The sequence below is a fragment of the Microvirga lotononidis genome, assembly GCF_034627025.1.
Lineage (GTDB): Bacteria > Pseudomonadota > Alphaproteobacteria > Rhizobiales > Beijerinckiaceae > Microvirga > Microvirga lotononidis.
This window is the reverse complement of sequence record NZ_CP141048.1, coordinates 2,591,205-2,606,841: the sequence shown is the minus strand read 5'-3', so window position 1 is coordinate 2,606,841 and position 15,637 is coordinate 2,591,205. Positions and strand designations below refer to the sequence as shown.

At 62.0% G+C, this 15,637-nt stretch carries 17 protein-coding genes; 9 read left to right on the top strand and 8 right to left on the bottom strand.

Going from position 1 to position 15,637, the window contains the following annotated elements; genetic code table 11:
• Positions 1 to 110 precede the first annotated feature (110 nt).
• Positions 111 to 1,277, top strand: coding sequence for an AraC family transcriptional regulator (locus U0023_RS12280; protein ID WP_009491427.1), 1,167 nt, complete (start codon positions 111 to 113; stop codon positions 1,275 to 1,277).
• A gap of 21 nt (positions 1,278 to 1,298) precedes the next feature.
• On the opposite strand, the gene U0023_RS12275 is transcribed toward U0023_RS12280, so the two are convergent.
• From U0023_RS12275 to U0023_RS12265, 3 genes are all read right to left on the bottom strand, one after another.
• Positions 1,299 to 1,712, bottom strand: a complete 414-nt coding sequence (locus U0023_RS12275; RefSeq protein ID WP_009491428.1) for a hypothetical protein — start codon at positions 1,710 to 1,712, stop codon at positions 1,299 to 1,301.
• 292 nt (positions 1,713 to 2,004) lie between these two features.
• Positions 2,005 to 2,400, bottom strand: coding sequence for a (R)-mandelonitrile lyase (locus U0023_RS12270; protein WP_009491429.1), 396 nt, complete (start codon positions 2,398 to 2,400; stop codon positions 2,005 to 2,007).
• A gap of 226 nt (positions 2,401 to 2,626) precedes the next feature.
• Positions 2,627 to 3,565, bottom strand: coding sequence for a succinylglutamate desuccinylase/aspartoacylase family protein (locus U0023_RS12265; RefSeq protein ID WP_052600509.1), 939 nt, complete (start codon positions 3,563 to 3,565; stop codon positions 2,627 to 2,629).
• 452 nt (positions 3,566 to 4,017) lie between these two features.
• Between U0023_RS12265 and U0023_RS12260 the strand changes: the two genes are divergently transcribed.
• The 7 genes from U0023_RS12260 (at position 4,018) to rpiB (ending at position 9,172) form a co-directional block, all read left to right on the top strand.
• Complete coding sequence (locus U0023_RS12260) at positions 4,018 to 4,764, top strand: FadR/GntR family transcriptional regulator (RefSeq protein WP_009491431.1); 747 nt, start codon at positions 4,018 to 4,020, stop codon at positions 4,762 to 4,764.
• On the top strand, positions 4,649 to 5,692 hold the full coding sequence (locus U0023_RS12255) for an NAD(P)-dependent oxidoreductase (RefSeq protein WP_322883744.1): 1,044 nt from the start codon (positions 4,649 to 4,651) through the stop codon (positions 5,690 to 5,692). The genes U0023_RS12260 and U0023_RS12255 overlap by 116 nt, the downstream gene beginning before the upstream one ends.
• A gap of 16 nt (positions 5,693 to 5,708) precedes the next feature.
• Positions 5,709 to 6,392 carry an amino acid ABC transporter permease gene (locus U0023_RS12250; RefSeq protein WP_009491433.1) on the top strand — a complete coding sequence of 228 codons (684 nt, stop codon included), beginning with the start codon at positions 5,709 to 5,711 and terminating at the stop codon, positions 6,390 to 6,392.
• A gap of 10 nt (positions 6,393 to 6,402) precedes the next feature.
• Positions 6,403 to 7,071: an amino acid ABC transporter permease gene (locus tag U0023_RS12245; protein ID WP_009491434.1), complete on the top strand. Its 669-nt coding sequence runs from the start codon at positions 6,403 to 6,405 to the stop codon at positions 7,069 to 7,071.
• Between the two features lies 1 nt (position 7,072).
• Positions 7,073 to 7,828 carry an amino acid ABC transporter ATP-binding protein gene (locus U0023_RS12240; RefSeq protein WP_009491435.1) on the top strand — a complete coding sequence of 252 codons (756 nt, stop codon included), beginning with the start codon at positions 7,073 to 7,075 and terminating at the stop codon, positions 7,826 to 7,828.
• Positions 7,829 to 7,894: 66 nt separating this feature from the next.
• On the top strand, positions 7,895 to 8,653 hold the full coding sequence (locus tag U0023_RS12235; RefSeq protein WP_407667415.1) for a transporter substrate-binding domain-containing protein: 759 nt from the start codon (positions 7,895 to 7,897) through the stop codon (positions 8,651 to 8,653).
• A 72-nt stretch (positions 8,654 to 8,725) separates the two neighbouring features.
• A complete protein-coding gene (gene rpiB / locus U0023_RS12230; protein ID WP_009491437.1) occupies positions 8,726 to 9,172 on the top strand; it encodes a ribose 5-phosphate isomerase B in 447 nt (148 codons plus the stop codon).
• Positions 9,173 to 9,316: 144 nt separating this feature from the next.
• Here rpiB and U0023_RS12225 read toward each other — a convergent pair whose 3' ends face one another.
• The 5 genes from U0023_RS12225 to U0023_RS12205 are packed head-to-tail and all read right to left on the bottom strand — an operon-like array spanning position 9,317 to position 14,172.
• Positions 9,317 to 10,498 carry a M20 aminoacylase family protein gene (locus U0023_RS12225; protein WP_009491438.1) on the bottom strand — a complete coding sequence of 394 codons (1,182 nt, stop codon included), beginning with the start codon at positions 10,496 to 10,498 and terminating at the stop codon, positions 9,317 to 9,319.
• A gap of 53 nt (positions 10,499 to 10,551) precedes the next feature.
• The gene (locus U0023_RS12220; RefSeq protein WP_009491439.1) at positions 10,552 to 11,331 is read right to left on the bottom strand and encodes an amino acid ABC transporter ATP-binding protein; all 780 of its coding nucleotides are present in this window, start codon (positions 11,329 to 11,331) and stop codon (positions 10,552 to 10,554) included.
• Positions 11,328 to 12,263 (bottom strand): amino acid ABC transporter permease, encoded by a 936-nt coding sequence (locus U0023_RS12215; protein ID WP_009491440.1) that lies wholly within the window; start codon positions 12,261 to 12,263, stop codon positions 11,328 to 11,330. The genes U0023_RS12220 and U0023_RS12215 overlap by 4 nt, the downstream gene beginning before the upstream one ends.
• Positions 12,260 to 13,150 (bottom strand): ABC transporter substrate-binding protein, encoded by an 891-nt coding sequence (locus U0023_RS12210; protein WP_009491441.1) that lies wholly within the window; start codon positions 13,148 to 13,150, stop codon positions 12,260 to 12,262. Before U0023_RS12210 ends, U0023_RS12215 begins: the two co-directional genes overlap by 4 nt.
• Before the next feature lie 59 nt (positions 13,151 to 13,209).
• Positions 13,210 to 14,172: a substrate-binding domain-containing protein gene (locus tag U0023_RS12205; protein WP_009491442.1), complete on the bottom strand. Its 963-nt coding sequence runs from the start codon at positions 14,170 to 14,172 to the stop codon at positions 13,210 to 13,212.
• Between the two features lie 100 nt (positions 14,173 to 14,272).
• On the opposite strand from U0023_RS12205, the gene U0023_RS12200 reads away from it, so the two are divergent.
• Positions 14,273 to 15,598 carry an aminotransferase-like domain-containing protein gene (locus U0023_RS12200; protein ID WP_009491443.1) on the top strand — a complete coding sequence of 442 codons (1,326 nt, stop codon included), beginning with the start codon at positions 14,273 to 14,275 and terminating at the stop codon, positions 15,596 to 15,598.
• Positions 15,599 to 15,637: the final 39 nt, after the last annotated feature.

Genomic DNA, 15,637 nt, shown 5'->3' with positions numbered 1-15,637 from the left:
CATGACTGCCAGGACCTCTTCCGTTCGCAGTAATTCGCCAAGGCACAACGGTCGAGGGCATCGGCCGGGCAGGCTTTGCACCGCTTCTCCGAAGCCGACGGGACATGACGATGCAGGACAACATTGAGCCGGCACACGAGGATCCGAGCAAAGGACGAGCAGAGCCGATTGCGGCGGCGCCGGTCGCCCCGCCCTCGTCCGCTCGAGGAACGATTCCTCCCGGGTACATCCATCTTGGGGTCAGCAAAGAGATCGCCCCGGTCTTGCGCGAGTTCGGCCTTGATCCGAACGCACTCATCCGCGCATCGGGCCTCGATCCCCGCCTGTTCGAGGACAGCACGAATGTCGTTCCGATTGCCGCGCTTGCCCGATTGTACACCCTGAGTGCTGCAGCCACGCGCTGTCCGCATCTTGGGCTGCTGGTCGGCCGGCGCGCCACCATCCTGTCCATGGACTTGGTCGGACGCCTGATGCAGCACTCGGACACCGTGGGCGCGGCCCTGGATGGACTTGTATCCAATCTGAACGTCCAGGATCGCGCCGTCGTGGCCTCGCTGACAAAGGTCGATGGCATGGCATTGCTCACGTTCGCCGTCTACTCGCCGCAGACCGAGAGTACAGAGCAGATCACCGATGCCTCCCTGGCTGTTGCGGTCAATGCGCTGCGGGCGCTGTGCGGCTCCGAATGGAATCCGATCGAGGTGCTCGTGCCCCGCACAAACCCAGCCGATCCGAAATCCTATCGGCAGCATTTTCGAGCACCGGTCCGGTTCAATCAGGAGAGCGCCACACTAGTGTTTCCGGCCGAGGACCTGACGCGCGCCGTGGCTGGCGCCGATCCCCTGCTGCGGGCCGTCCTGGAGGACCGCATACGGCAGCTGAGGACCAACGCGGGTGCCGGCTTCCAGGACGATATCCGTCGGCTGCTGCGTACGCGGATGCTCGGCGCCCGCTCCTCGGCGGAGGATATCGCCGGTTTGCTAGCCGTGCATCGCCGCACCTTGAGCCGCCGTCTCAAAGGCAGCGGCCAGGGCTATCGATCGATGACCAATGAGATCCGGTTCGAGATTGCCCGCCAATTGCTGGGTGACACCGAGGTGCCGCTTGCCGAGATCGCAGCAGCCCTCGGCTATTCCGAGGCCAGCGCATTCACCCGTGCCTTTCGACGCTGGTCCGGCCAGACACCGACAGCTTGGCGTGCAGGATGGGCTCACGGGGCTTGTCTCCTGGACGGCGCACCCTTTTCGGCACTCAGCGGCGGCGTGCAATGCCGCTGAGCCGGGCAGTCTCGACAAGCCTCATCGCGAACACTGTTTGTACTGAGTGCCGGTCGTGTCATGCGCATTGAAGTAGCGCCTGAGCGAGCCATCTGACTGTACCGACAGAAGAACCCCTACCTGGCTGCCGGCCACTGCGTTGGCGCAATCCAGGGCCAGACGCTGGCGGTCTCCATCCGGCTTGACCGCTTTGATACGGCACGATGCTTGCGGCGTCCTCAGACGGTTCCCCGCGACGATGAAAGCCGGCGCGAAGATGTCGACCGGCTTCTTGAACGATGGCCCCTTCCCGCCGGTTGCGAAAATCTCCGCGCAATCCTCACTGCCCGACAGCCAGGCGCCCTGCAGTCCCGCGAGCCCTCCCTGCGCCACCGCGTCGGACGCAGCAAGACTCAAGCAAAGTCCAGCGGCTGTCAGGATCTCCGCAATTCTCATCGCAACCTCCGCAATGGCGGAACACTCTCGTTCCCTGCTGTCCACCACAGCACATTGTATGCATGGCGCAGCACGATGCTTGACTGAAGAGGACAGCCCTTTGACAATTTGGGCCTACGACGATCCAGGCCGCGCTCAATTCATGATGGGGCAGCCTGGCGACAAACGTGCGGCTTTTCCCAGATCGGAAGACATCGTTTGCAAAGAGCCGCCGGCCCTCGCGTCAGTGCCGATGCAGGCGCATCGTCCCTGGAGATCCCGTGGGATGAGAGCGAGACTCCCCAACCGCAGCCTATGACCCGTACTGGTCGTCGGAAACCTTCTCCATCCAGTCGACGACTTTACCGTCCTGCACCTCCTGCAAGGCGATGTGCGGCATGGCCGTGTTGAGAGCCGCGCCGTGCCAGTGCTTTTCGCCCGGAGGGAACCAGACGATATCGCCGGGACGGATCTCCTCGACCGGTCCGCCCCAGCGCTGCACCCGTCCAGCGCCGGCAGTGACGATCAGAGTCTGACCGAGCGGGTGAGTGTGCCAGGCGGTGCGCGCCCCCGGCTCGAAGGTGACCGCCGCGCCTTGCACGCGCTCCGGGGCGAACCGGTTGAACAGAGGATCGATGCGCACGGTGCCGGTAAACCAATCGTCCGGTCCCTTCGCGGAGGCGGCGGAGCCCGCTCTGATGATTTCCATGGATTGTCCTCTCGAGGTTATCGTTCTCGGCCCGCGGCCAGTCGCGGACCGGCGCGATCTCTTATCGACCGTACACGCTCTGCATCTGATCGGCCAATGTCGCGTCGAGAAACATATCTAGAGACCGACCGTCGAGGAGGTCGGGATGCAATGACGGCATTTCCGCGCGACGAAGGAGCGAATTCGTCCAGAAGGATGTAGTCGCAGCGATCGTCGGATGGAGGGATCAGCTTGCGAGCGGGGTTCCGACACCCAGCAGCGCCTCGCCCTGGTTCACGGACAGGCTGGTGAGCCGGTACAGAATGAAGCCTTCCTTTTCCGAGCGCACGGTCGCGAGAACCTTTCCGAAGACATCCTTGATCTCGCCCAGCACGTCGCCCACGGCCACCGGATCGCTGAGTTCCTTGGCGGAGTACCAGAGCCCAGCGGAGGGAGCAGACGGCACCCACATCGTGACGAATTGCGGGACCGTCTGAAGCGCGGGTTGCACAGGACCCGGAATCATCCCGAGATGGTGCATCACGCGCTCGACACCTGCCATCATCTCACTGACCGTATCCTCGCCCCAGAGTCCATTGCCGCTCACCTCCGGCAGGATGCTCGGCACCCCGACGTTGTAGGCGGAATTGACCGTATAACCCTCCCCGCCAGCAGCGACGGCGACCGGAATCCCGAACGCGGTGGCAAGCGCCTTCGACTTCTCGCAGCCGCTCGGAAAGATCGTGAACGGCGCGAGCGACTCGTCGAGGTCACCGCCATGGAGATCGAGATAGGCATCCGCCTGCGGGTAGACGTTCGTCACGAGCCAATGCGCGAGCCTCTCGCTTGTCGAGCCGTCAGCCCGGCCCGGGAACATCCGGTTCAGGTTCTTCCCATCCTCCGGCATGATGTAGATGCTGCGCTTATGGAAGCCTTGGACGTTCAGAATCGGCAGGACGACAAGCGTTCCCTTGATCTCTTCAGGCCTTCTCTTCATCAGGCGAACGGCCGTCTCGATGGAGCAGAACTCGGAACCATGAACGCCTGCAGTGACGAGCAGACAAGGACCGGGCTCAGAGCCCTCGACGATTCCGAAGGGGATTTCAACGCCATCGAAGGGGCGGACATAGCCCTGCTCGATTCGGACTTCCCCAGTGCGAAAGGGCGGGAGCGTATTCATCGTCATGGTCCTATCGAGCGATTTCAGGGTTCGGTTCTCAATGCGCCCGTCCCATGGATCAGAAACGTGCGCATCTCTGCACCACGATCGACTTGCGTGCGCCTGCGCATCGAGACTGCGGGTAGTCTCTAAAAGCCTGCTTACCGATCAGTAGGTATGTCTCCATAAGGCGTCAACAGCAGAGCTTGTCCTCTTCAACTCCGCTCCTTGCAGAGGAATGGCTCTGAATGGCCCGCCATAAGCAGAGAAATGATGTCATATTGAAACGCCGCAACATCCGCAGCCCCTCCCGCACTCCCCCTATTGCTGCGGTGAAATCGGCCCGTAACCGAGGCGAACCTCCGTTCCCGGCACGGCGCTCCAGAGACCTCCTCGCCACCATCATAACGGACCCCAGAACACGCCGCGCTTGACTGGATAACCGTGGTATGTATTTTGGTCTGACCAAGGTAAAATAGATGACCGCTGATCTTGAAATCACGCGGCTTAGGGAGAGTGGCGGCAAGGGGTTCGAAAAAGTGTTCGCCTTCCTGCGCGAACGCTTGCTCGCAGGCTCATTGCGACCGGGCGACCGGCTTATCCCTGAACGCGATCTTGCTGCGCAGCTCGGTGTCAGCCGACCGATCCTGCGTGAGGCTTTGCGTGCTCTGACGGTGCTCGGGGTCGTCGAGATCCGCGACCGGGTCGGCACGATCGTCCGCCGTCCCGACCTCTCCGTCCTCAACGATTTCTTCACCTTCGCCTTCGCGCAGCAATCGGAGGTCATCGATGACGTGATGCAGGCGCGGATCGCCATCGAGTGCCAAGCCGTCCGGCTGGCCGCGGAGCGGGCGACGGTGTCGGATTTCGAGAAGCTTCAACTCGCCCTCACCCGGATCGCCGAGACGATCGACGACGCAGATGCCGGCAGCGCCGCGGATTTCAAGTTCCATCGCGCCGTCGTCACGGCGGGAAAATCCGAGACGCTCATCGTCCTTCACGATTCCATGTCGGGAATTCTGATGCGGTCGCATCGGACACGGAGAGAACTCCTCCAGGTCTTCGACACGATGAAGACATACCTGATCGAGGATCATCGCCGCATCTTCGATGCGATCGTGGGACGCGATCCGGAACATGCCGAAAAGGTCATGCGTGAGCATTTCGCGATCGGCGACGATTTCCGCCGTCGCGCGGCCATCGGCAAGACCCAAAGCGCCTCGTGATAAAACCAGAAGGAGAGACGCCGTGACGGAGAAGAACGTCCGCAAAGGAACCGTCGGCTTTGTCGGCTTAGGCACCATGGGACGGGAGATGGCCCTCAACCTGCTCAAGGCAGGCTACACGGTCCATGCCTACGACGTCCGGATGGAAGCCGTGGACGATCTTCTCCGTCATGGCGCCATCGGCGCCGAAAATCTGGCTGATGCCACGACCGATGCGGACATCGTCATCTCCATGCTTCCCGACACGCCGCAGGTCGAAGAGATCGTCTATGGCGAAGACGGCCTTCTGGCCTTGCCGCCGCGGGGGTGCCTCTTCGTCGACATGAGCACGATCTCGCCCGTCGCGGTTCGGCGCATGCATGCCGATCTTCGGGCCAAAGGGATTGCCTTTCTCGATGCGCCCGTCTCCGGCGGCCCGGTCGGCGCCAAGAGCGCTACCCTTTCGATCATGGCGGGCGGCGACAAAGACGCCTTCCTGGCCGCCGAACCGTATTTCCGTGCCATGGGCACGACGATCACCCATGTGGGCGAGGCGGGAGCGGGGCAGACGGTCAAGCTCTGCAACCAGCTCGTCTGCGCCATCAATATCCAGGCCGTTTGCGAAGCGCTTGCACTCGGCCGCGCCTCCGGCGTGGCCCTCGACACGCTTCGCACTGTGCTCCTCGGCGGCTCAGCCGCATCCTGGATGCTCGACAAGCTCGGTCCCGCGATGATCGCCGGCGATGCCTCCGCGGGTTTTCGCATCGACCTGATGCTCAAGGACCTTCGTCTCGTGCAGGAGCAGGCGCTCTCGCTGTCCGTCCCACTGCCGGGAACCGCGCTCGTGACGAGCCAGTATGTCGAGGCGAGCGCGCATGGCGAAGGCACGAACGGCAACCAGGCTCTCTTCCGCGTCTATGACCGGATGACGAACCAGGCCGCCGCGTGACGAGGGACGGATTGGAATGAACATCAATCTGGACTTCGCCACCATCTTCGAGCGATGGCCGGCCTTCCTGGACGGGGCGCTGCTTACCCTTCAGCTCGCCTTCATCGCCACCTTGCTCGGCACGGTCATCGGCGTTCTCGGCGCCATCGGCCGGCGCAGCCATCATCCCATCGTTTCGCGGATCTGCGGCATCTATGTCGAGTCGATCCGCAATACGCCGCTTCTGGTCCAGATCTTCCTCGTCTATTTCGGCCTCGCCAGCCTGGGGCTGAAGTTCTCCGCCTTCGCCGTCGCGGCGGCGGCTCTCACGATCAATGTCGGGGCCTACACAACCGAGATCATCCGCGCGGGCTTCGACTCGATCCCCCGCGGGCAGATCGAAGCCGCCGAAGGCCTCGCGCTCTCCCGCGCCCAGATCTACTGGCACGTAGTCATGTGGCCGGCGATCGAAAAGGTCTATCCATCGCTGACCAGCCAGTTCGTGCTGCTGATGCTGGCCTCGTCGGTGACGTCTCAGATCTCGGCCGAGGAACTGACGGCCGTCGCGAACTACGTGCAGTCCGACACCTATCGGGCCTTCGAGACCTATATTCTGGTCGCGCTCGTCTACATCGTTCTGTCGCTGGTCATGCGTGCCGGGTTCTGGTTGCTCGGACTTGTGATCTTCCCGCGTCGCCGACGCCTCGGCACCCCTTTGTGAGGAGGAGACGATGGGCGGTTCCCTGAATGCCAATCACCTCATGTTCCTCGGCTATGGAGCCTTGTGGACCATAGGCCTGTCACTCATCGGCCTGCTCGGCGGCGGCATCGCGGGCTTCATCATTGCCCTGTGCCGCATCTCGCCGAGCCGGATCGTCCGGCTCCTCAGTGCCGGCTACGTTCAGCTCATCCAGGGCACGCCGCTGCTTGTCATCATGTTCCTGACCTATTTCGGTCTGCCGACGCTGGGCATCACCGTCTCTCCGCTGACGGCCGCCGGAGCCTCGCTGACGATCTATGTCGGAGCCTATCTCGGCGAAATCTGGCGCGGCAGCATCGAGTCCGTTCCGAAGCCGCAATGGGAAGCGGCGGAAGGGCTTGCCCTCAGCCGCTCCCAGCGGATGGTGAAAGTCATCCTGCCGCAGGCGGTTCGCATCGCCACGCCTCCGACCGTCGGCTTCATGGTCCAGATCATCAAGAACACCTCGCTGGCCTCGGTGGTCGGCTTCGTGGAGCTCGCTCGCTCGGGCCAGATCATCAACAACTCCCTGTTCGAGCCCTTCCTGATCTACACCATCATCGCCGTGATCTACTTCGCCCTCTGCTATCCGATCTCCCTCATCAGCCGCCGCCTGGAGATGCGCAGCGGCCCTGCCCGCCTCTCACTCGGGACTGCCTGACATGCACCAGACACTGAACGCGGCACCCACATCGCCGGTGGTTTCCCTCAAGAACGTGCACAAGAGCTTCGGTCCGCTCAAAGTGCTCGACGGCGTCAGCTTCGAGGTGGATCGCGGAGAGGTTCTCGTCCTGATCGGACGGAGCGGTTCCGGCAAGAGCACGGCCCTTCGCTGCATCGACCGGTTCGAGAAGATCGACAGCGGGGAGATTGTCGTGTGCGACCATCGGGTCAGCGATCCCAAGCTCGACCTGAGAGCCTTGCGGCAGGATGTCGGCATCGTCTTCCAGAGCTACAACCTGTTCCCTCACCTGACGATCGAGGAGAACATCACGCTTGCCCCCTGCTCCGTGAAGGGCATTTCCAAGGCCCAGGCGAAGGAGCAGGCGCGGCAAGTCCTGGCCCAGGTCGGGCTGGAGGACAAGCTCCATCAGTATCCCGAACAGCTTTCCGGCGGCCAGCAGCAGCGGGCGGCGATTGCGCGCTCGCTTGCCATGCAGCCCAAGGTGATGCTGTTCGACGAAGTGACGTCGGCCCTCGATCCGGAACTCACCGGAGAGGTGCTGAAAGTCATCGAAGCGCTCGCTGCGGACGGCATGACCATGGTGATGGTCACGCACGAGATGGGATTTGCCAGGGGTATCGCCAACCGGGTGGTGTTCATGCACCGCGGCAAGGTCCATGAGACCGGACCTGCCGCGATCCTGACATCGCCCGCAACTCCGGAACTCGCCCAGTTCGTTGGCACAGGGCTTTAACGACAACGACGATTGAGGGAGAAAACGACGATGATGAAGCGCTCACTATCAGCCGCCGCCTTCGCCATGACCTGCATGGTTGCATTCGGCACCTCGGCCGCCCATGCAGACCTTCTCGACGACATCATGAAGGCGAAGAAGATCCGGATCGCGACCGATATGGCGATCCCGCCGTCCGGCATGATGGACGCCAATCTCAAGCCGACCGGCTCGGACGTGGAGACCGCTCAGCTTCTGGCGAAGGATTGGGGCCTCGAGCTCGAATTCGTCCAGACCACGGGCGCAACCCGCATCCCGAATGTCCAGACCAACAAGGCGGACATCATCGTCTCGACCCTTTCCGTCACGCCGGAACGCGCCAAGGTGATCGACTTCACCAAGGCCTATGCGGCGCTGCAATCCGTCGTCGCCTGCCTGAAGACGGTCGAAGCGAAGGATTGGAGCGACCTGAAGGGCAAAACCATCGCGGTTTCCCGCGGCACGACCCAGGATACCGAATTGTCGAACATGAAGGATCGCAACCTCACTCTCGCCCGATTCGACGACGACGCCACCATGGTGACGGCCGCCGTTTCCGGACAGGCGGACTGCGTCGCGACCTCGGCGACGATCGCCAACCAGATCGGCGTCAAGAACCCATCTCGCGTGTTCGAGCCGAAGGTTCTCATCCGCACCTTCGATCTCGCCATCGGCGTCCGCAAAGGCGAGCCGGCCCTGGTCGAGAAGCTCAACGAGTGGATCTCGACCAACCTGAAGAACGGCAAGCTGAACGAGATCTACAAGAAGTTCCATGGCACCGAGCTTCCGCAGGAAATGCGGAGCTGAGTCTAAACGAATACGCGTGGTGCCCCCGGCACCACGCGGCCTGCAATCGCAAAGCAAAAAAGGTTATTTTCAATGCGCGTCGTAATCGGATCGGATCACGCCGGATGGCCCCTGAAGAACGCGGTGGTCGAACACGTACGCTCGCTCGGCCATGAAGTGATCGACGTCGGATCCTTCGACGATAAGCCCGTCGACTTCCCGGACATTGCCCGCGCGTTGACCCAGAAGGTGAAATCCGGCGAGGCCGAGCGCGGCATCATGGTCTGCGGGACGGGCGTCGGCGCGTCGATTGCGGCCAACAAGGTCAAGGGCATCCGCGCCGCCGTCTGCCACGACATCCATTCGGCTCATCAATCGGTCGAGCATGACGACGTGAACGTGATGTGCATTGGGGCCAAGATCGTCGGCGCCTGGCTCGCGCAGGACCTCGTTGCGTCCTATCTGTCGGCTGAATTCTCAACTGATGAGGATTGCCGCCGTCGCGTCGAAATGCTTCACGCCATGGATGCCGAAGGCTGAAGCTGGTAACGGGTCGGGAGCGCGGGCGACATGACCGTCGATGTGGCGCGCTCCACCTGGCCTTTTTGCATGTGGGTCCCGACCCCATCTTGCCGTCAGCTGGGATCGGGTACGCTCTTCAGCAGGCGAACTGCCGCGTTTCCGTCATTCAGCGAGATAGCGCTCCACCAAGCGGGCCCACAATGCGGCTCCCGTGGTCAGGCTTCCGTCGGCGAAGTCGTATTTCGAGCTGTGCAGGATGGCGGAGTTCGTCCCATTTCCGAGCCGCAGGAAGCTGCCGGGCTTGTGCTCGAGGAAATAGGCGAAATCCTCGCTTCCCGGAATGAGATGACAGGTCGAAACCCTGTCTGTCCCGATCAGCTCCTCGGCAACGGTGCGGGCAAAGGCCGTCTCCTCTTCGGAGTTGACCACGACGGGATATCCCCGCTCGTACTCGATCTCGGCCGTCGCGCCATAGCCGTCGACGACGGATTGAGTCAGCTTGAGGATCCTCTCCTGCAGGAGATCCCGGATCTTCGGATCGAAGGAGCGGACGCTCAGCGCGAGCTTGGCATATTCCGGAATGACGTTGACGGCGCTGCCTGCATGGATCGTTCCAACAGTGACGACGGCCGTCTGGGTCGGGTCGATATTCCGCGACACGATCGTCTGCAGCGAGACCACCAGGTTGCACGCGACCACCACCGGATCGATGGTGAGATGGGGCCGCGAGGCATGCCCCCCTTTGCCTGTGATCGTGATGTTGACGGTGTCGGACGAGGCCATCATCGGGCCGGAGCGCAAGAGGATGTTGCCTTCAGGCGCGCCGGGGTGATTGTGCAGGCCGAAGATGGCATCGAAGGGAAAGCGCTCGAAGAGACCATCGGCAATCATGGCCTGGGCGCCGCTGAACTTGCCGGCCTCTTCGGCCGGCTGGAAGACCAGCGTGACGGTGCCATTGAACCGCCGGGTCCGGGCCAGATATTCGGCGGCTCCGAGCAGCACGGTCGTATGCCCGTCATGGCCGCAGGCGTGCATCTTGCCGAGGGATTGGCTTGCATAGGCTAGACCGCTCTCTTCCACGATCGGGAGAGCGTCCATGTCGGCCCGAATGGCGATGCCCTTCCGTCCGTCGCCCGCGCTCAGGCGCGCAACGACACCATGCCCGCCGACATTGCGGGTTACCTCATAGCCCCAACCCTCGAGCTTGTCGGCGACGAAGCGCGCCGTTTCGGCCTCCTCGAAGGAGAGTTCAGGATTGGCATGGAGATGGTGGCGGATGCCCGTGAGCTCCGCTTCCATGGCTTCGAAATCCGAGACTCTGGCAAAGACGTTGTCGTTGAGCATGGTATTCGTCCGAATGGCAATGAAACGCTGGCTTGGAAGAAGGCCGTCGACGGTCACAGGAAGCGCGACAGGAAGGCCTTCGTGCGAGGATGCTGAGGATTTCCGATCACATCGTCCGGGCTGCCCATCTCGACGATCTTGCCGCCATCCATGAACACGACCCGGTCCGCCGCCTCGCGGGCGAAGCCGATCTCGTGGGTGACGACGATCATGGTGAGACCCTGCTTGGCGAGATCGCGCATGGTGGCGAGCACCTCGCCGACCAGCTCCGGGTCGAGGGCCGATGTGGGCTCGTCGAACAGCATCAGTTTGGGCTTGATCGCAAGGGCGCGGGCAATCGCGACGCGCTGCTGCTGGCCGCCGGAAAGCTGGCGCGGATAGCTGCCGGCCTTTTCCGACAACCCGACCCGCTCCAGGAGACTCAGGGCGTTCCGGGTCGCTTCCTGGCGGCTTTCGCCATGAATGCCCACGGGCGCCTCGATGATGTTCTGCAGCACCGTCATGTGCGGGTACAGATTGAACTGCTGGAACACCATGCCGATCTTCCGGCGCTGGCGGGCGATGCCGTTCGCGGAGAGCTTCTCGAGACGATCGCCGCGGAGCCGGTAGCCGATCTGCTCGCCATCGACCGCGATGAAGCCCTTGTTGATGGCCTCCAAGTGGTTGATGCAGCGCAGGAAGGTGGATTTTCCCGAGCCGGAGGGACCGAGGATCACGACGACCTCTCCCGGCATGACGTCGAGGTCGATTCCCTTCAGCACTTCAAGCTGATCGAAGGATTTATGGACATCGTTGGCCTGGACAAGCGGCGTCAGGGTCTGGGCGGCACTCAATGGCTTGCCTCCTCTACGGCTGCAACGACAGGCGCCGGTTTATCGGCGGTTCTGTTGCGGCGCTCGCTGCGGCCGTAATAGGCCTCGATATAGCTCTGCCCGACATTGAGGATCGAGGTGATGAGCAGATACCAGATGACCGCCACGAGCAGCATCGGAATGATTTCGAAGGTGCGGTTGTAGATCGACTGCACGGAATAGAGCAGATCGGCCATCGCGATCACGCTGACGAGAGACGTCGCCTTGATCATGCTGATCAGCTGGTTGCCGGTCGGGGGAACGATGGAGCGCATGGCCTGCGGGATGATGATCCGCCATAGAGCCCTGGCCCGCGTCATGCCGAAGGCTTCGGCTGTTTCCGTCTGGCCGCGATCCACGGAGAGGAGGCCGCCGCGAATGATTTCCGCCATGTAGGCTGCCTCGTTCAGCGCGAGCCCGACGATGGCGGCCGTCATCGGCGTGATGACCGAATTCGTATCCCAGCTCGCGAGCGTGGGCCCGAAGGGAATGGAAATCGACAGGCGCGGGAACAAGGTCGACAGGTTGTACCAGAAGATGAGCTGCACGAGCAGCGGCGTGCCCCGGAAGAACCAGATGAACAGGGAGGCGAACGAGTTCGCCAGCCGGTCCTTGGACATGCGGGCGATGGCGAGAACGAGTCCGAGAACCGTGCCGATCGCCATCGCGACGACTGTGAGCCCAAGGCTGACATAGAGGCCGTTGATGACCGTCGGATCGAAGAAATAGGCGACCACGACAGGCCAGCCGAAGTTTTCGTTATGGGCGACGATCCAGGCGAAGTTCGCCGCCACGAGAAGGATGACGGCCCAGAGAATCAACCGGCCGAGGCGGAAGGGAGCGTGGGCCGTCGCCACGTCCCGGAAGTGCGCATCGCCCAAGGGCGATGCGCTCGACAGATCAAGACGGTTCATTTCGGCAGCGCTCCACCAAGGTTGATGCCGGGCTCCTTGATCATGTTGTTCTCAAGGCCCCATTTCTTCATGATGGCCGCGTAGGTTCCATTGCTCATCAAGAGCTTGATGGTATCGAGCAGCACCGGGCCGAGCGGCGATCCCTTGGGAACGACGGCGCCCTGATAGAGATCCTCGAATCCGTTCTTCTGCCCGACGCCGGTCAGTTCGAGCTGGCCGTTGGCCTGGGCAACGAAGTACGTCAGGGGCGCCTGCGAGGAGAAGAACGCATCGGCGCGCTTCGAGCGGACGGAGAGGATCGAGCTCGGCTGGTCCGTATAGGACTGAACCGTGAGAGGCTCCCTGCCGTCGGCCTTGCACTTCTCGGCTTGGACTTGGATCACGCGCTCAGCGGATCCGCCTGCCATGACGGCGATGCGGTTGCCGCAGGCGGTATCGAGCGAGGTGATGCCCTTGGGGTTACCCTTCTGAACGGCGAAGACGACGAATTCCTGAACCCAGTCGACGAAATCATTGGCTTCTTCGCGGCTCTTGAAATCGCCCACGGGGCCGAACGCGAACTGGTAGCGCCCGGAATTCACGCCGGCGAGCAGCGCCGGCAGGCCGCCGACCGTGGCATGCTCGATCTTGACGCCGAGAACCTGACCGATCGCATCCGTCAGATCGCTGCTGGCGCCGGTCATCTCGGTTCCGGTGACGATCTCATAGGGAGGGAACGAACCGTTGTTGACCGAGATCATCTTGCCCTCGGTGCGGATGTTCTCCGGAAGGCGTGCCCGCAGCTCCTGGTTCACGCTCTGCTTCGGGATGCCTGCTTCTTGCGCAATGGCCGAGCCTGCGACAAGCAGGGCAGCGAATGCGGCGGAGGCGATCAATTTCGACTGCATGGAAGAAACCCTTTCTATTTAAAGACGCCGTTTCAGGTCGTCAGTCCCTCTGACGGAATTCATTGCGCACGCGCGTGCCAGGGAAAGAGATCGGCCGGCGTCAGAGCGCGCGGCAGGATCTTCTGCTCGTAGAGCTCGGTGCCGAAGTCGCCGATCATCTTCTCGTTCGCCTCGAGCCCGCTGACATTCCACGAGGGCGACAGGTCCGCGGCGCAACGGCGAAGCTCATCGATCATCCAGGGGGTCGTATCCGCGTATTTCTCACGCTTCTGCAGCCACATGCGCTGAGAGGCGTCGATCAATTCGCTGAGTTCATCCATGACCCACGGATGCTCCTGCACAAGCTCAGCCTTGAGGCCGATCAGGTGCATGCCTGGTACGTAACCGACATCATGGTAGTAAGCGACCTCGGCAGCCCTGAAGTCGTCAAGGACCTGGCGAAGCGGGGAATCCTGATCGAAGAAGCCCGGCGGCATGAAGGGGGTGAAAATGGCATCCAGGCCACCATCCTTCAGAAGATCGACCATCGGCCTCTCGCCAGGAGCCGCTTCGATGCGCCCCGGACGGCCGAACCCGTCGAGCCGGTCAGTGATGGGATGTGCTTCAGTCAGCCTGCCCGCGTACCACATGGCATCTTCGATCCCGACGCCTTCGCGACGGAGGGCGGCGCGGGTCCAGGTGTTGCCGGAATCCCGCCAGCCCGTCACGCCGATCTTCTTGCCGGCAAGATCCGACAATTTGCGGATTGGGCTTTCCTTCGTGGTGATGATGCATCGATGGCGGAACCCGCGCATGATGAAATTCGGGATGCCCACGACGCTGTCGTCTCCGTCATGCCGCAGCTGCGAATAGCGGCTGAAGGACATCTCGGCCCCTTCGTACGACGGGTCACGGGCGACATTGGAAATGAGCGTCCCGACGCGATCAACCTTGATATCGAGACGATCGGACCGAACGTCACCCAACACCAGGGGCGTCATGTAGTCCCAGTCGCGAAGGGCAAGACGGAGGGTCAATGGCATCAGATTTCACTCGCAGCAAACTTGGTCTGCCTGTAATTAAAATGTTCATATTAAGTTGATCAAACTCTATTATGTTATTGAACATTAAATTTGGTGCCGCATGGTTGAAAGCAGAGACGCGCAGTGGTTTGCCGAGAAATTGAACGATAGGACCATTCGCGGGATCGCTCTCGAGACCAGAGCGCTCATCCGCGCTGGCGCGCTTACCGTTGGTACGAAGTTGCCTCCAATCCGCGATCTTGCATTCGCGCTTGGGGTCAGCCCTGCGACGATCTCGGAAGCGTGGAGTGAGTTGCGGCGTCAGAACATCATCAGCGGCCGAGGGAGAAACGGCACCTGGGTGAGCGGAGACCGCTTCGTCGCGAAGCCAAACCGCCTCGGGAGTTCCGGCAATTACGGCGAAGGTATTCTGAACTTGACCGCAGCCGTTCCCGATGTCCGCCTGCTGCCGCCCCTCGCGAATGCAATGGCCTACGGCGCCTCTGCGGAGAACCTCAACAGCTACGAGCGCAATCGAATCTTGCCTGAGCTCGAAGAGGAAGTGAGGAAAACGTGGCCTTATGAGCCGGAGGCCTTTCTGGCGACGAATGGCGGCTACAACGCGGTCTACACCCTGGTTCACGCATTACTGCCGCCGGGAGCATCCGTGGCGATTGAAAATCCGACGGGGATGCGCCTCCTCGACATTCTAGAAGACCGAGGGGTTCGTATCGTGCCGGTCGAATGCGACAACGAAGGACCGCTGCCTTCATCCCTTGAGGTGGCACTGAAAACAAGACCTGCCGCATTCATCTTTCAGCCCCGCCTGCATTCCGTGACCGGCCAGAGCGTCAGTCGGGAGCGTTTCGAAGCGCTTGTCGACATTCTGAAGGAGTCAGACACCCTCATCGTCGAAGACGACGGTGTCGGAGATATCTCTTCAGCGCCACGCCATTCGATGGGAATTCACTTTCCGAACCGGGTCATCCACATCCTGTCGTTCTCGAAAACGCATGGGCCGGACTTGCGTTTGGCGGTCCTCTCCAGCTCCCGCGCCATTGTTGAGCAGATCCAGTCCTACCGCAGCTTCAGCGCCGGCTGGACGAGCCGAATCCTGCAAGGTGCCACGGCATGGTTGTTACGTGATTCAGCCACGCGGCAATCCATCGACCACGCTCGTACGATTTACCACAACCGGCGCGCTCGTCTCGTTGGCGCCCTGCAACAGAGGGGCGTCAACGCATTGCATGGCGAAGGTCTATGCGCCTGGGTCCCCGTGTCGTCCGAGCCATTCGCCATGGTAACGCTCGCGGCTCATGGCATCGCTGTCCACCCGGGAGCCAAGTTTTCCAACTTGCCGACGTGGCATCTGCGCATTGCAACAGCCACATTGTCGGATCGCTACGAGCGAGTAGCAGACTCGATTGCACTGGCGGCGGCGACGTGAATATGCCTCGGATACAATCACACTGCCTAGCGCTGGTCA

Bases quoted from the DNA above. Each gene is read 5' to 3' on its own strand.
- U0023_RS12205 (WP_009491442.1), bottom strand. From the start codon at position 14,172: ATGCCATTGACCCTCCGTCTTGCCCTTCGCGACTGGGACTACATGACG.
- U0023_RS12255 (WP_322883744.1), top strand. From the start codon at position 4,649: ATGCGATCGTGGGACGCGATCCGGAACATGCCGAAAAGGTCATGCGTG.
- U0023_RS12245 (WP_009491434.1), top strand. From the start codon at position 6,403: ATGGGCGGTTCCCTGAATGCCAATCACCTCATGTTCCTCGGCTATGGA.
- U0023_RS12200 (WP_009491443.1), top strand. From the start codon at position 14,273: ATGGTTGAAAGCAGAGACGCGCAGTGGTTTGCCGAGAAATTGAACGAT.
- U0023_RS12260 (WP_009491431.1), top strand. From the start codon at position 4,018: ATGACCGCTGATCTTGAAATCACGCGGCTTAGGGAGAGTGGCGGCAAG.
- U0023_RS12225 (WP_009491438.1), bottom strand. From the start codon at position 10,498: ATGCTCAACGACAACGTCTTTGCCAGAGTCTCGGATTTCGAAGCCATG.
- U0023_RS12215 (WP_009491440.1), bottom strand. From the start codon at position 12,263: ATGAACCGTCTTGATCTGTCGAGCGCATCGCCCTTGGGCGATGCGCAC.
- U0023_RS12210 (WP_009491441.1), bottom strand. From the start codon at position 13,150: ATGCAGTCGAAATTGATCGCCTCCGCCGCATTCGCTGCCCTGCTTGTC.
- U0023_RS12280 (WP_009491427.1), top strand. From the start codon at position 111: ATGCAGGACAACATTGAGCCGGCACACGAGGATCCGAGCAAAGGACGA.
- U0023_RS12275 (WP_009491428.1), bottom strand. From the start codon at position 1,712: ATGAGAATTGCGGAGATCCTGACAGCCGCTGGACTTTGCTTGAGTCTT.
- U0023_RS12270 (WP_009491429.1), bottom strand. From the start codon at position 2,400: ATGGAAATCATCAGAGCGGGCTCCGCCGCCTCCGCGAAGGGACCGGAC.
- U0023_RS12250 (WP_009491433.1), top strand. From the start codon at position 5,709: ATGAACATCAATCTGGACTTCGCCACCATCTTCGAGCGATGGCCGGCC.
- U0023_RS12265 (WP_052600509.1), bottom strand. From the start codon at position 3,565: ATGACGATGAATACGCTCCCGCCCTTTCGCACTGGGGAAGTCCGAATC.
- U0023_RS12235 (WP_407667415.1), top strand. From the start codon at position 7,895: ATGACCTGCATGGTTGCATTCGGCACCTCGGCCGCCCATGCAGACCTT.
- rpiB (WP_009491437.1), top strand. From the start codon at position 8,726: ATGCGCGTCGTAATCGGATCGGATCACGCCGGATGGCCCCTGAAGAAC.
- U0023_RS12240 (WP_009491435.1), top strand. From the start codon at position 7,073: ATGCACCAGACACTGAACGCGGCACCCACATCGCCGGTGGTTTCCCTC.